Origin of the sequence: Xanthobacter nonsaccharivorans, from assembly GCF_043194755.2 — a bacterium.
In the GTDB taxonomy this organism is placed as follows: domain Bacteria; phylum Pseudomonadota; class Alphaproteobacteria; order Rhizobiales; family Xanthobacteraceae; genus Xanthobacter; species Xanthobacter autotrophicus_G.
Genome location: NZ_CM195526.1, coordinates 2,200,335 through 2,212,422 on the forward strand (window position 1 = coordinate 2,200,335; position 12,088 = coordinate 2,212,422).

Here is a 12,088-nt window from a genome sequence, read left to right on the forward strand (position 1 = left end):
CTGCGGGCCCATCTTTCCGTTCCCGCTTACGCAAACCCCCGCAGCCTGCGAACCTCCGCGTCCACCTTCCGTAGCGCGGCCGGCGACATCGCCCCGATGGGCTCCGCCAGCCGAGCCTCGATCGTGGTGATCTTGCAGGGGCGGATGACAGAGGGCGCCGACAGGCCGGTCTGGCGGTAGTCGGCCTCGAGCGGCACATTGCCCGGCCAGGGCCGGTTCTCGGCGCTGGTGATCATCACCACCCAGAGCAACTCGGCGGCCTCGCCCACGCCGCCAGGAGAGACGACCAGTGTCGGCCGGTGCTGCAGGGTGGATCGGTCCGTGTAGGGGAAGGGAACGCGGACAACGGCGCCCTTCTCAAAGGTCGGCATAGGCTTTGCGGTCTGCGTCGCTGTCCTACTCGCTGAAGGTGGCGAAGGGGTCATCGCCGCCCTTCGGGCCGGCCTTGGTGAGCACCACGCGGCCGTCCTCGATGCTGTAGGCGATCTCGTCACCCTCCTTCAAGTGAAGGGCCGCGCGCACGGCCTGGGGGATGGTCGTTTGGGCCTTGGACGTGAGCTTGCTGACGATCATGCCGGCACCTCCTTCGGGATGGACGATCCAGCGTAAGGATTATCTTTACTTGGAGCAAAAAGCCCGTTTGCCAGGGGCCGGATCATGAATCCCGAACCACCTCAATAAGCTCGACCGGTCCGCCTGGCAGCGCGTCGTTGAATATCCCCACCACCAGCCGGCCGGTCCGCCAAGCGAACGTGTCGAGTGTCCTGTGCTTCTTCAACACCGGGCCCGCCAGGATCTGTGGTGGTGGCCATGGACCACATGAAAGGCGCCATGCCCACCCTCGTTGTCGTCAGGATAGAGGTCCCAGAGCAGCGTCTGCTCGCGCTGCCGGTGTAGCGGTCGCCAGCGGTCGATGGCGGTATGCAGATAAATGCGGTGCCGGTTCACGTGCGTGAGCGGGAAGCCGCTTAATTCGCTTTTCGGTTCAGCGACGCGATGAGACTGGCTGAGACAAGCTACGTTTCTGGCAGATCGCGATTTCTGCAATCCTGCCGGGGTCGCCATCTTCTCCTGCCTCTGCTTGCCGGGTGGTCTCACTCGACCGCTTCAAGCCCGCGCCGGGCGCACGGCTGGCGTGACAATTTGTGCATTGCAGCATAGGAGGCTGTGAGGCTTAATTTCTCCTCCCGCAGTGCAGCAGGGGTGGAGGACATGCAGACCGTCGTCACCATCATGCTCATCGGCTCGGTCATGGTCATGGCCATCGCCGCGCTCGACCAGCCTGGCGAGTGAGCATCGCTCCCGCTCGCAAGAGCGGCCCAAGCGGCCCAAGCGTGCCGACTCCGGTTGCCGGATCTTGAGCGCGGCAGAGCGTATGCCGATCGGACCGCATCGCGAGCTGATCGGGTAATGCGTTCATCGTCTTCAGACCTGGGGCCGAGGGGGTGGTCTACATCCGCCCGGCGAGTTCGCTGTCGGCGGCGTGAAGGGCCGCCTCGGGCACGGCGGCAGCGGCCTCGCGCAAGCGAGGCAGGATGTCTTCCACCCGTTCCGCCGTCAGGATCTCCACGGGCGCCGCATCGCGGATGAAGCCGGTGTCCCTCATGTGGCCGATGAGCGCGAGGAAGGGATCCCAGAAGCCTGCCATGTTGGCGAGGAGGATGGGCTTGCGGTGGCGCCCGAGCTGCGCCCAGGTCAGCTGCTCCACCAGCTCCTCCAGCGTGCCGACGCCGCCCGGCAGGGCCACGAAGGCGTCCGCCCGCTCGAACATCATGCGCTTGCGCTCATGCATGTCGTCGACGACGATGATCTCCGCCTCATGGGCGAAGGCACGTTCCCGGCTCACGAGAAATCCGGGAATGATGCCGGTGACCTTGCCGCCGCCCAAGGCCACGGCGCTCGCGACCTCGCCCATCAGGCCGACGCCCCCGCCGCCGTAGACCAGCTGCACGCCGGCCGCGGCGAGGATGCGCCCGAACCGGCGCGATTGTTCGGCGAAGAGGGGATCGGTTCCGGTGGAGGCGCCGCAATAGACGCAAACACTATCGATTCTTGCCATCGGCACACTTTAGCAAACTTGGCGCCGCATCCGCCACGGCCGGTGCTGTAGCCGTGGCACGCAACGCGCACGTGACGCGACGAGCCGAGGCAAGGGGCGGGCCCGACGCTCGGCGTCTCCGGGGTATGTCTTGCGGGCACCATATTTATCGTCTATCGCCGATAAACGATGACAGCTGCTCTCCCACCCCAAACCCCGGACACCGCGACTTGCGACCCGGCGGCCGATGACGCGCTCGCGGATCGGCTGCGGGCGCTTGCGCACCCGGTGCGGCTGACGGTGCTGCGCACGCTGGGGCGACAGCAAGGCTGCGTATGTGGCGAGATCGTGCGCGTCCTGCCTCTTGCGCAATCAACCGTTTCCCAACATCTGAAGGTTCTGCTGGAGGCGGGCCTCATTCGCAGCCGAAGCGAAGGCTCGCGTTCCAGCTACTGCCTCGATCGCCCTGCGCTGGCGGCGCTGCGGTCCGAGATCGACCAACTTCTTTCCGCGCTGGCGGCACCGGAGGCCTGTTGCCCCGGGGCTGAGACGGCGCCAGGGGCGGCATCCTTGCCCGCGTCCCGGGACGACTAATCTATCATGTCCGACACTTCCTCTTCCAAAACGGCGCCGAAACGCCCCGCCGTTTCCGCCGACGCCCTGTTCGGCACCGTCCGCTCCCTCTGGCCCTATCTGTGGCCGAGCGACCGGGCGGACCTTCGGGCGCGGGTGGTGATTACCTTCGTGCTGCTGTTCGCCTCCAAGGGGGCGACGCTGGCCGTGCCCTTCCTCTTCAAATGGGCGACGGACGCGCTTACCGCTGAGGTGGCGGCGGGCAAGGCGGCGACGCCGGATGTCGGCTTCTGGGCGCTGGTGATCGGCGCGCCGGTGGCGCTGACCCTCGCCTACGGCCTCGGCCGCATCCTCATGGCGGGCGTGACGCAGCTGCGCGACGGCATCTTCGCCAAGGTGGCGCTGAACGCGGTGCGCAAGCTGGCGCTGGAGACCTTCGAGCACATGCACGCGCTCTCCCTGCGCTTCCATCTGGAGCGCAAGACGGGCGGGCTGACGCGCGTGCTGGAGCGCGCCCGCTCCGGCATCGAGACCATTGTGCGCATGCTGGCGCTCCAGCTCGCGCCCACCATCGTCGAGCTGGCGATGGTGATGGGCGTGCTCTTCTTCGCCTTCGACTGGCGCTATGCGCTGGTGGTGGGCGTGACGGTCGCGCTCTACGGCCTCTTCACCTACTACGCCAGCGAGTGGCGCCTCTCCATCCGCAAGGAGATGAACGAGAGCGACACGGACGCCAACACCAAGGCCGTGGACAGCCTGCTCAATTACGAGACGGTGAAATATTTCGGAGCCGAGGCCTGGGAGACGGCGCGCTATGACCGCTCCATGGCCCGCTACGAGAAGGCGACGGTGAACACCTACACCTCCCTGTCGTGGCTGAATGCCGGGCAGGCCTTCATCTTCTCGGTGGGTCTCGCGGCGGTGATGGTGATGTGCGTGCTGGACATCCGCGCCGGGCGGCAGACGGTGGGCTCCTTCGTCATGGTCAACGCCATGATGGTGCAGTTCTACATCCCGCTGAATTTCCTCGGCTTCATCTATCGCGAGATCAAGCAGGCCATCGTGGACATCGAGGCCATGTTCGCCGTGCTCGCCCGCGCCCCGGAGGTGACCGACAGGCCCGGCGCGCCGGAGCTCGTGGTCTCCGGCGGCACGGTCCGGTTCGAGAACGTGCGCTTCTCCTATGATGCGGGCCGGGAGATCCTGAAGGGCGTCAGCTTCGAGGTGCCGGCGGGGCGCACAGTGGCCATCGTCGGGCCGTCGGGGGCGGGCAAGTCCACGCTCTCGCGCCTGCTGTTCCGCTTCTATGACGTCTCCTCCGGCCGCATCACCATCGACGGCCAGGACATCCGCGAGGTCCGGCAGGAAAGCCTGCGCGCGGCCATCGGCATGGTCCCGCAGGACACGGTGCTGTTCAACGATACCGTCGCCTATAACATCCGCTACGGCCGCCCGAATGCCTCCGAGGCCGAGGTGGAGGAGGCCGCGCGCCTCGCCCAGATCGACGGTTTCATCCGCGCCACCCCCAAGGGCTACCGCACCGAGGTGGGCGAGCGCGGCCTCAAGCTCTCCGGGGGCGAGAAGCAGCGGGTGGCCATCGCCCGCACCATCCTGAAGGCGCCGCCCATCCTGGTGCTGGACGAGGCGACCTCCGCCCTCGACAGCCACACGGAAAAGGAGATCCAGGACGCGCTCGACCGCGTGTCCGAGGGGCGCACCACGCTGGTCATCGCCCACCGCCTCTCCACCGTGGTGGCGGCCGACGAGATCCTGGTGTTCGCCGACGGCCGGGTGGCGGAGCGCGGCTGCCATGCCGAGCTGCTGGCCAGGGGCGGCCTCTATGCCGCGCTGTGGAATCGCCAGCGCGAGGCCGACGATGCCGCCGATGCGCTCGCCCGCGCCCAGCGGGCGGAGGGCGAGGTGGAGGATGCGGCCGACGCGCGCGAGGACGCGGACCGCATCGAGGAGGAGCGGGCAACGGCGGTGGGGTGATGCCCCGCCGCCTCAGAGCGTCTTCGCTAGCGCCTCGAGCTGGTCGGTGGCCTTCCCCCAGCCCTCGTGGAAGCCCATTTCCTCGTGCCTCAGCCGGTCCTCGACCGTGAAATGGCGGGCGCGCGCGGTGTAGCGGGTCTTCCCGCCCTCGTCCTCGAACGTGACGATGGCGGTCATGAAGGGTTTCTCCACCGGGTGCCAGCCGGGCTCGTACACGTCCGTGAAGACGAGCTTCTCGCCGGGCACCACGTCGAGATAGACGCCGCGCCCGCCGAAATCCGCGCCGTCCGGGCTGCGGATCACGGTGTGGAAGACGCCGCCGGGCCGCACGTCCAGCTCCGCGAAGGGCACCGTGTAGGGCAAGGGCGCGAACCACTGCTTCAGCAGCTCCGGCTCGGTCCAGGCCCGGTAGACCTTGGCCGGCGGGGCGTCGATCAGACGGGTCAGCACGAGTTCGCGCGTCTCCGCAGCGAGGGCGGTCGCTGGTTCGGTCATGATGCCTCTCCGGGGTCCGGTCAGAGCGGGTGGTTGAAGGCCCAGGTGACGCCGAACGGGTCGCGGACCTGCGCATAGCGCGCGCCCCAGAACATGTCCGCCGGGGGCAGCACCGCTGTGGCGCCCGCCTCCACGGCGCGGGCGAAGACGCCGTCCACGTCCTTCACCTGGAGCGTGAGGTTGAAGCCCGCCGGGGTCTCGGTGCGGCCGCCGCAATGCTCGGGATACGGGTCCGCCAGCATCAGCGAGCCGCCGTTGAGGTAGAGGTGGATATGCATGGTGCGGCCGGTCTCGTCCGGCGGCATGGCTGCGGCGACTTCCGCGCCGAAGGCCTTCTTGTAGAACTCGACGGCCTTGGTGGCGCCCTGGATCGTGAGGTAGGGGATGATGCCGCCCTTCACCTCGGCGGCAAGGCTCTTCGGGTCGAAGGTTCCCGTCTTTTCAGCAGCTTCGGCCATCTTGTCCTCCACTTTTGCCGCCCCTCCCGGGCGTCGGGAGGCGCCGTCGGCGCGGCGCCCATGCCTCAAGAACGCGTGGCGCGGCGTTGCGCCGACACCGGCGGACGATTTATTTCAGGCCTGCATCTCACCCGCGAGACGGTCGAGGTGGGCGCGGATGTGCTCGGCCTCCGCCGGCGTATGAGCGAGGGCGATGGCCCGGTCGAATGCGGCGCGCGCCTCCTCCCGGCGCCCGAGCTGGAGCAGGAAGGCGCCGCGGGCACCGAAATAGTGGAAATAACCGGAGAGTTGCGGCGCCAGCGGCTCGATCATGTTGAGCGCAGCCTCCGGCCCCTTCACCTTGCTCACCGCCACGGCGCGGTTGAGCGTGACCACGGGAGAGGGCTGGAGACGCTCGAGCGTCGCATAGAGCGCGTCGATCTGCGCCCAGTCGGTTTCCTCCGGCGTCGCCGCGCGGGCATGGAGGGCGGCAATGGCCGCCTGCACCTGATAGGCACCGGGAAGGCGGTGGCGCATGGCTTTGTCGATGAGGGCGAGGCCCTCGGCGATGCGCTCGCGGTCCCACCGCGCGCGGTCCTGCGCATCCAGCAGGATGGCCCGTCCCTCCGCATCGAAGCGCGCGGCCGCGCGGGCGTGCTGAAGCAGCATGAGGGCGGTGAGGCCCATGATCTCCGGCTCGGTCGGGAACAGCCGCAGCAGCAGCCGGGCGAGGCGGATGGCGTCCTCGCACAGGGCCGCGCGGTCGGCGTCGGGGCCGGCCGAATAGCCTTCGTTGAAGACGAGATAGACCATGGCCGCCACCGTGCCGAGCCGCTCCGCCCGCTCTACCGGTCCCGGCGCCTCGAACGGCACGTCAGCCTTTGCGACGCGCGCCTTCGCCCGGGTGATGCGCTGCTCCATGGCCACCTCGCTGACGAGGAAGGCCCGGGCGATCTGCTTTACCGAGAGGCCGGAAACGATGCGCAGCGCCAGCGCGATCTGCTGGGTGGCGGGCAGCTCGGGATGGCAGCAGATGAACAGCAGGCGCAGCACGTCGTCGCGATAGTGGGAATTGTCCAGCCGTTCGGCGAGGGTGGCTTCCGCGTCGTCGAGGTCGGAAAGCGCTTCGTCCGGCGGCAGCGGATCGTGCCGGGCGCGGCGGCGCGCACCGTCGAGGGCGGCATTGCGGCCCACGAGGATGAGCCAGGCGGCGGGATCGCGCGGCGGGCCGTTCGCCGGCCATGTCCTCAGCGCACGCAGGCAGGCTTCCTGGAAGGCCTCCTCCGCGGTGTCGAGATCGCGGAAATAGCGCAGCAGAGCCGCCACCGCCTGGGGCCGGGCGGCGGTGAGTGCGCCGTTGATCCAGGCCGGATCGGTGAGGGCCGGAGTGGTCACGTGCCGGCACCCACCTTGCCCGTCACCTCCTTGCCCGTCCGCTGGTCGGGAAAGAACTGGCCGACGGGCCTGATCTCATAGGCTCCGCCGGGGTTGGCGGCGGCGAGATCACGGGCGATGGCGAGCACGTCGTCGAGGTCGTCAGCATCCACGAGATAGAAGCCGAGGAGCTGCTCCTTGGTCTCCGCGAACGGGCCGTCGATGACCAGCGGCGGTTCCTGCGACTTGCGCAGGGTGGTTGCGGCGGTGGTGGGCAGAAGGCGCAGGGAGGCGCCCATCTTGCCCGCCTTGACAAGGCGCTCCTGAACCACGCCGAGCTTGGCCATGACGGCTGCGTCCTCCTCCTTGCTCCAGGAGCAGACCACATCTTCTTCATGGTAGCAGAGGATGGCGTACATCATGGGCGGGGCTCCCTTTGTCGTCTCCAAGGACGCGGGAGTATGCCCATGGCCGACAAGGATCGGCAAAAAAGCCGAGGCGGCCAAGGATCGGCAAAAAAGCCGAGGCGGCCACGCCGGGGCGAAAGCCGAGCCTTGAGCGCTGTTCGGCGGGCGCCGCCCGGGTGAGGGGGAAACCCTTGTCCTCGCGAACCCCGGGGCCGGATGGGCACCCGGCACGTGCCGAAGGCCCATTCCGGAAGTCATTCATGATCGGCTCGCCTGCCGCCGGGTTGCAGGGGCAGGATCGAATCCGGCCGGCGACCCGTCATGCGGCGATGCTGCGGTCCATCTCCCCACCGTAGCGCCGGCGCAGGTGAGCCTTGAACACCGAGGCGTCCAGGGGCCGGCCGGTGGCCGCGGTGAGGAGGGCGTCGGTCTCCATGAGCGAGCCCTTGCTGTGCACATTGGCGCGCAGCCACGCCAGAAGCGGGCCGAAATTGCCTTTGGCGATGCCCGGCAGGATGTCGCCGTCGGACTGGCAGGCGGCATGGAACAGCTGGGCGGCGGTCATGGCGCCCAGCGTGTAGGTGGGGAAATAGCCCCAGCCGCCGCTCGGCCAATGGATGTCCTGGAGACAGCCGAGGCGATCGTCCGGCGGCGTCACGCCGAGCAGCGCCTTCATGCCTTCCGCCCAGGCGCCGGGCAGGTCGGCGAGCTTCATGTCTCCGGCGATCAGCGCCTTCTCCAGCCGGTAGCGCAGGATGACATGGGCGGGATAGGTCACCTCGTCCGCATCCACCCGGATGAAGCCGCGCTCGACCTTCGTGTAGACCCGCCACAAGGCGTCTGGCTCCCACGCCGGCCCGTTCTTGCCGAAGGCGGCGCGCATGTGGGGCGCGGCGAAGGTGAGGAACTCCCGGCTGCGGCAGGCCTGCATCTCCATCAGCAGGGACTGGCTCTCGTGCACGCTCATGGAGCGGGCCTGGCCCACCGGCTGGTGGATGACGTCCTGCGGGCGGCCCTGCTCGTAGAGCGCATGGCCGGTCTCGTGCAGCACGCCCATGAGCGCGCGCGAGAAGTCGCTCTCGTCGTAGCGGGTGGTGATGCGCACGTCGTTGTCGGCGCCGCCGCAGAAGGGATGGGCGGAAACGTCGAGCCGGCCGCGGTCGAAATCGAAGCCCACCACCTTCATCATCTCGACCCCGAGGGCGCGCTGCGCCTCCGCGGCGAAAGGGCCTTGCAGGGGCTCGCTCGCCGGGCGGCGGGCCTGGACCTCCAGCACCTCCTCGGTGAAGCCGGGCAGGAACTGGGCGAGGTCATCGAACAAGGCATCGATGCGAGCGGAGCGGCCGCCGGGCTCGTAGTCGTTCAGCAGCGCGTCATAGGGGGAGAGCCCGAGCTTCTCGCCCTTGGCGGCGCCGATCTCGCGCTGCAGCCGCAGCACCTCCTCCAGATAGGGCAGGAGGGCGCCGAAATCCGCCTCCGCCCGCGCCTTGCGCCAGGCCATCTCGCTGCGGGAGGACGCCTTGCTGGCGGCCTCCACCAGATCCGCGGGCAACGCGGTCTGGATGGTGTACTGCCGCTCGATCTCGCGCAGATTGGCCTGTTCCCAGGGCCCGAGCTCCTCGGTGGCGGCGGCGGAAAGCCAGTCGCCGATGCGCGGGTCGGTCACCATCTCGTGATTGAGCACGCGCAGCAGGGCGAGGCTCTCCGCCCGGGTTCCGGCGGCGCCCTTGGGCATCATGGTGTCGCTGTCCCACTGCAGGATGCCGATGCCGTTGGAAAGGGCGGAGGCGCGGGCGAAATGGCTGGAAAGCTTGGAATAGGCGCTCATGAACGAACAATCCTTCTGGCCGGGCGGCCGGGCATGACGGTCATGGCGCGACGGTAGTGAAGCTCCGCCGGGGAGGAAAGGCCCACCCGGGGCCGACGGGGGCGGGCGAAGAAAACCCGGCGCGGGCACGGGGCCCGGCCGGGTGGAGGTGTCACGTGGGCATGGAAACAGGCGCTGGCCTCAGGCGGCCTTTTCGGCGGGGCTGAGGGAAAGGACGGATTCGAAGCCCTCGAACTCCGGCCCGCCCATGTAGTTCACGCGGTTGGCCGAGGCGCCGGCATCCTTGTGGGCGAGGCGGAAGGCTTCGGACTTGGTCCAGGCCTCGAACTCCGCCTTGGTCGCCCAGACGGTGTGGGAGATGTAGAGGGTATATTCCTCCTTCTCCGGGCCGCGGCACAGGTCGAAGGCGACGAAGCCGGGCACCGAGGCGATGTAGGAATCGCGCTCGCGCCAGACCCGCTCGAACTCGGCCTCGGAGCCGTGCTTCACCTTGAACCTGTTGGTAGCGATGAACATTTCTCAGAACTCCATGGGATGAAACAGGGGGCTGGCTGCGCCGAAAAGGCGTGGCTACTTGAAGATGGGCGAAGGCGTCGCCGCGGCGATCGTATCCGCCCCGAACCGCAGCTTGAGCCCGCCCTTCACCGTCAGGCCGGCGCTCGGCAGGAACTGCTGATATTGAGTGTACTGTTCGTTGAGCAAGTTCTCAACGGACAGGGTGGCGAGCAGGTTCTCCGAGGGCTGGTAGCCCAGATAGAGGCTCACGAGGTTGAAGGACGGTGTCGGCTCATAAGGCGAGTCGGTGGGCAGGTCGGCCGCCGTCTTGGCCGCAACCCATTGCCAGCGCACGGACATGGTCATCCTGTTGTCGAGCATGCGGGCGCCGAGGGTGGCGGCCACGTTGTTCGGCATCACGTTGGCGAGGGGCTGGCCATTGTCCACGTTCTCGCCATTGGACACGGTGGCGTTGAATCCGGCGAACCAGATTCCGGCGTCGTAATTGCCCTCGAATTCGAAGCCTTCCAGGCGGGCTTTGGCGATATTCTGATACTGGTAGTTGGCGTAAGTGCCGTAGATGGTCATGTCGTAGCCGACGAGTTCGATGAAATCGTCGACATCGTTTCGATAGACGTTGGCCTTGGCCCTGAACTTGTCGCCCTTGGTCAGGATATCGTCAAACCTCAGGTTGAGGCCGACCTCCTTGTTCTTGCCCACCTCGGGCCGGAGGTACGGGTTGGGCACGAAGCAGAACACGCCGTAGCTGCCGTCCGGGCAGAACACGAGGGGGATGTTCGGCGGGTGGGCACCGTTCACCAGCGTCTCGGTCACGGCGGGGGCGCGATAGCCCTCGGCATAGGTGGCGTAGGCGGTGATCCACTGCCAGGGCGTGACGCCCACCGTCAGTTTGGGGGAGAAGCGGTCGCCATCGGTGGAGACACCGTCGCCGGAGAGGTTGTAGGTGTCGTAGCGCACCGCGCCGATCGCCTCGAGCCAGCTGGAATAGTTGGCCTTCCACTGCACGAAGGCGCCGCCCACCCCGCGCTCGCCGGAGGGGTTGTAGCCGTCGCCGAAGCCGTAGTTGTCCACATTGTCCACATTGTCGTGGAAATAGTCGCCACCGACGGTGATGGCATTGCGGATGCCGTTCCAGGCGAATCGCGACGTATTATTGACGTCGAAGCCTAGGGTATCGATGGTGAAGTAGCGTGGATCGCCGATGGCGCCGGTGATGGAGCTGGATGTGCCGGCCACCTTCATCTGGCTCTGCTTCACCCGGTTCCAATAGACCTGGCTGCGCCAGTCGAACACGTTGTCGTCGGGGTTCTGGTAGTTCCAGCTCGCGGTCGCCGTCTGGTTCAGCACGGTGGTGCCGTACTGGGTGGCGGAGGCGGGAATATCGTTGTTCACCAGCGCCGCGTTGTAGGTGGTGTAGGTGGCGTCGTAGTTGAGGGCGGTGAACTTCACCTCGTGGAAGTCGGCCGGGCGCACGGTGAGCTTGGCGGTGCCGGTCCAGGTGTCGTAGCCGGTGCCGGGCACGATATTGCCGTCACCGTCCTTGTAGTCGCCCTGCGAGCGGTAGGTGCCGCCGAAGAACAGGTCCACGTTCTGGCCGATGCGCGCCGCGCCGAACAGGGCGCCGTAGCCCATGGGGCCGTTGGAGCCGAACTCGCCGGTGGATTCCACGCCCCAGGTCTGGCCCTTCCTGATGATGTCGTCCGCATCCTTCGTGCGCATGGTCACCACGCCGCCGATGGCGCCCGAGCCGTAGATGTTGGACACCGGTCCACGCACCACGTCCACGCCCGCCAGCAGGCCCGGCTCCAGGAAGAAGGAGCCGGCGCCAGTGCCGTGGCCGAGCTGGGTGAAATTCTGCCGCGCGCCGTCCACGAACACCGCGACGCGGCCGAAATCCTGCAGGCCGCGGATGTTGATGGACGCCTGGGTGGAGTTGCCGTTCTGGATCACGTTGGTGCCGGGCATGCCGGCGAACACGTCCTGCACGCGGGAGGGGTCGATGAGCTGCAGGTCGTCGGGCCGCAGCACGCTCACCGCCGCCAGCGTGTCGATGGCCCTTTCCTCGGTGAGGGTGGCGGCGACCGTCACGGTGTCGAGGGTGATGTCGTCGCTGGCGGCGGCGGGGGTGGCCGCCGTGCTCTGCGCCAGCGTCGGGCCATGGGCCAGGAGCAGCGCCGATGCGGCGACACCCGAGCACAACAGCCCCCTCCACCAAATACACACGCCCGCGCGCTGCGGCCTCCGCGCCATGATCATCTCCCGAAAATCCTAGTGGGATCAGGCTGGCTGGCGTCCGGTCGTCCGGCGCGTGGCGCGCTGCAGGCATCCCCTGCCTGCTTACCTTCAGCTAAAATTACGCCACACATCTGTCAAGATTTATACGCGTCTCTTGCCAGTGATGAGAAATAACGCCAGATAATGTGGCGAG

Annotated in this window: 13 protein-coding genes; 3 read left to right on the plus strand and 10 right to left on the minus strand. The window is 67.6% G+C overall.

Annotated features, from left to right (window positions below):
• Window positions 1–26: 26 nt before the first annotated feature.
• Window positions 27–371, minus strand: a complete 345-nt coding sequence (locus V5F59_RS10050; RefSeq protein ID WP_393981253.1) for a type II toxin-antitoxin system PemK/MazF family toxin — start codon at window positions 369–371, stop codon at window positions 27–29.
• Window positions 372–396: 25 nt separating this feature from the next.
• On the minus strand, window positions 397–573 hold the full coding sequence (locus V5F59_RS10055; protein WP_393981251.1) for a type II toxin-antitoxin system PrlF family antitoxin: 177 nt from the start codon (window positions 571–573) through the stop codon (window positions 397–399).
• A gap of 594 nt (window positions 574–1,167) precedes the next feature.
• On the opposite strand from V5F59_RS10055, the gene V5F59_RS10060 reads away from it, so the two are divergent.
• Window positions 1,168–1,293 carry a hypothetical protein gene (locus tag V5F59_RS10060; RefSeq protein ID WP_393981249.1) on the plus strand — a complete coding sequence of 42 codons (126 nt, stop codon included), beginning with the start codon at window positions 1,168–1,170 and terminating at the stop codon, window positions 1,291–1,293.
• A gap of 157 nt (window positions 1,294–1,450) precedes the next feature.
• On the opposite strand, the gene V5F59_RS10065 is transcribed toward V5F59_RS10060, so the two are convergent.
• Entirely contained in the window at window positions 1,451–2,059 is a 609-nt protein-coding gene (locus V5F59_RS10065; RefSeq protein ID WP_393981247.1) for an LOG family protein, read from the minus strand.
• A gap of 168 nt (window positions 2,060–2,227) precedes the next feature.
• On the opposite strand from V5F59_RS10065, the gene V5F59_RS10070 reads away from it, so the two are divergent.
• On the plus strand, window positions 2,228–2,632 hold the full coding sequence (locus tag V5F59_RS10070; protein WP_393981245.1) for an ArsR/SmtB family transcription factor: 405 nt from the start codon (window positions 2,228–2,230) through the stop codon (window positions 2,630–2,632).
• A gap of 6 nt (window positions 2,633–2,638) precedes the next feature.
• Complete coding sequence (locus tag V5F59_RS10075) at window positions 2,639–4,603, plus strand: ABCB family ABC transporter ATP-binding protein/permease (protein ID WP_393981243.1); 1,965 nt, start codon at window positions 2,639–2,641, stop codon at window positions 4,601–4,603.
• A gap of 12 nt (window positions 4,604–4,615) precedes the next feature.
• Here the strand turns inward: V5F59_RS10075 and V5F59_RS10080 are convergent, their stop codons facing one another.
• The 7 genes from V5F59_RS10080 to V5F59_RS10110 form a co-directional block, all read right to left on the minus strand.
• The gene (locus V5F59_RS10080) at window positions 4,616–5,098 is read right to left on the minus strand and encodes an SRPBCC family protein (protein ID WP_393981241.1); all 483 of its coding nucleotides are present in this window, start codon (window positions 5,096–5,098) and stop codon (window positions 4,616–4,618) included.
• A gap of 20 nt (window positions 5,099–5,118) precedes the next feature.
• Entirely contained in the window at window positions 5,119–5,556 is a 438-nt protein-coding gene (locus V5F59_RS10085; RefSeq protein ID WP_393981239.1) for a VOC family protein, read from the minus strand.
• Between the two features lie 114 nt (window positions 5,557–5,670).
• Window positions 5,671–6,930, minus strand: a complete 1,260-nt coding sequence (locus V5F59_RS10090; RefSeq protein ID WP_393981237.1) for an RNA polymerase sigma factor — start codon at window positions 6,928–6,930, stop codon at window positions 5,671–5,673.
• Window positions 6,927–7,331, minus strand: a complete 405-nt coding sequence (locus V5F59_RS10095; protein ID WP_393981235.1) for a YciI family protein — start codon at window positions 7,329–7,331, stop codon at window positions 6,927–6,929. The genes V5F59_RS10090 and V5F59_RS10095 overlap by 4 nt, the downstream gene beginning before the upstream one ends.
• Before the next feature lie 304 nt (window positions 7,332–7,635).
• The gene (locus V5F59_RS10100; protein WP_393981233.1) at window positions 7,636–9,144 is read right to left on the minus strand and encodes a carboxypeptidase M32; all 1,509 of its coding nucleotides are present in this window, start codon (window positions 9,142–9,144) and stop codon (window positions 7,636–7,638) included.
• A gap of 180 nt (window positions 9,145–9,324) precedes the next feature.
• Window positions 9,325–9,660, minus strand: a complete 336-nt coding sequence (gene hmuQ, locus V5F59_RS10105) for a heme-degrading protein HmuQ (protein ID WP_393981231.1) — start codon at window positions 9,658–9,660, stop codon at window positions 9,325–9,327.
• Window positions 9,661–9,714: 54 nt separating this feature from the next.
• Window positions 9,715–11,910: a TonB-dependent hemoglobin/transferrin/lactoferrin family receptor gene (locus V5F59_RS10110; protein ID WP_509211215.1), complete on the minus strand. Its 2,196-nt coding sequence runs from the start codon at window positions 11,908–11,910 to the stop codon at window positions 9,715–9,717.
• Between the last annotated feature and the right edge of the window lie 178 nt (window positions 11,911–12,088).

Coding starts and splice junctions, on each gene's coding strand:
- V5F59_RS10055 (WP_393981251.1), bottom strand. CDS start 573: ATGATCGTCAGCAAGCTCACGTCCAAGGCCCAAACGACCATCCCCCAG.
- V5F59_RS10070 (WP_393981245.1), top strand. CDS start 2,228: ATGACAGCTGCTCTCCCACCCCAAACCCCGGACACCGCGACTTGCGAC.
- V5F59_RS10075 (WP_393981243.1), top strand. CDS start 2,639: ATGTCCGACACTTCCTCTTCCAAAACGGCGCCGAAACGCCCCGCCGTT.
- V5F59_RS10050 (WP_393981253.1), bottom strand. CDS start 371: ATGCCGACCTTTGAGAAGGGCGCCGTTGTCCGCGTTCCCTTCCCCTAC.
- V5F59_RS10095 (WP_393981235.1), bottom strand. CDS start 7,331: ATGATGTACGCCATCCTCTGCTACCATGAAGAAGATGTGGTCTGCTCC.
- V5F59_RS10080 (WP_393981241.1), bottom strand. CDS start 5,098: ATGACCGAACCAGCGACCGCCCTCGCTGCGGAGACGCGCGAACTCGTG.
- V5F59_RS10100 (WP_393981233.1), bottom strand. CDS start 9,144: ATGAGCGCCTATTCCAAGCTTTCCAGCCATTTCGCCCGCGCCTCCGCC.
- hmuQ (WP_393981231.1), bottom strand. CDS start 9,660: ATGTTCATCGCTACCAACAGGTTCAAGGTGAAGCACGGCTCCGAGGCC.
- V5F59_RS10085 (WP_393981239.1), bottom strand. CDS start 5,556: ATGGCCGAAGCTGCTGAAAAGACGGGAACCTTCGACCCGAAGAGCCTT.
- V5F59_RS10065 (WP_393981247.1), bottom strand. CDS start 2,059: ATGGCAAGAATCGATAGTGTTTGCGTCTATTGCGGCGCCTCCACCGGA.
- V5F59_RS10110 (WP_509211215.1), bottom strand. CDS start 11,910: ATGGCGCGGAGGCCGCAGCGCGCGGGCGTGTGTATTTGGTGGAGGGGG.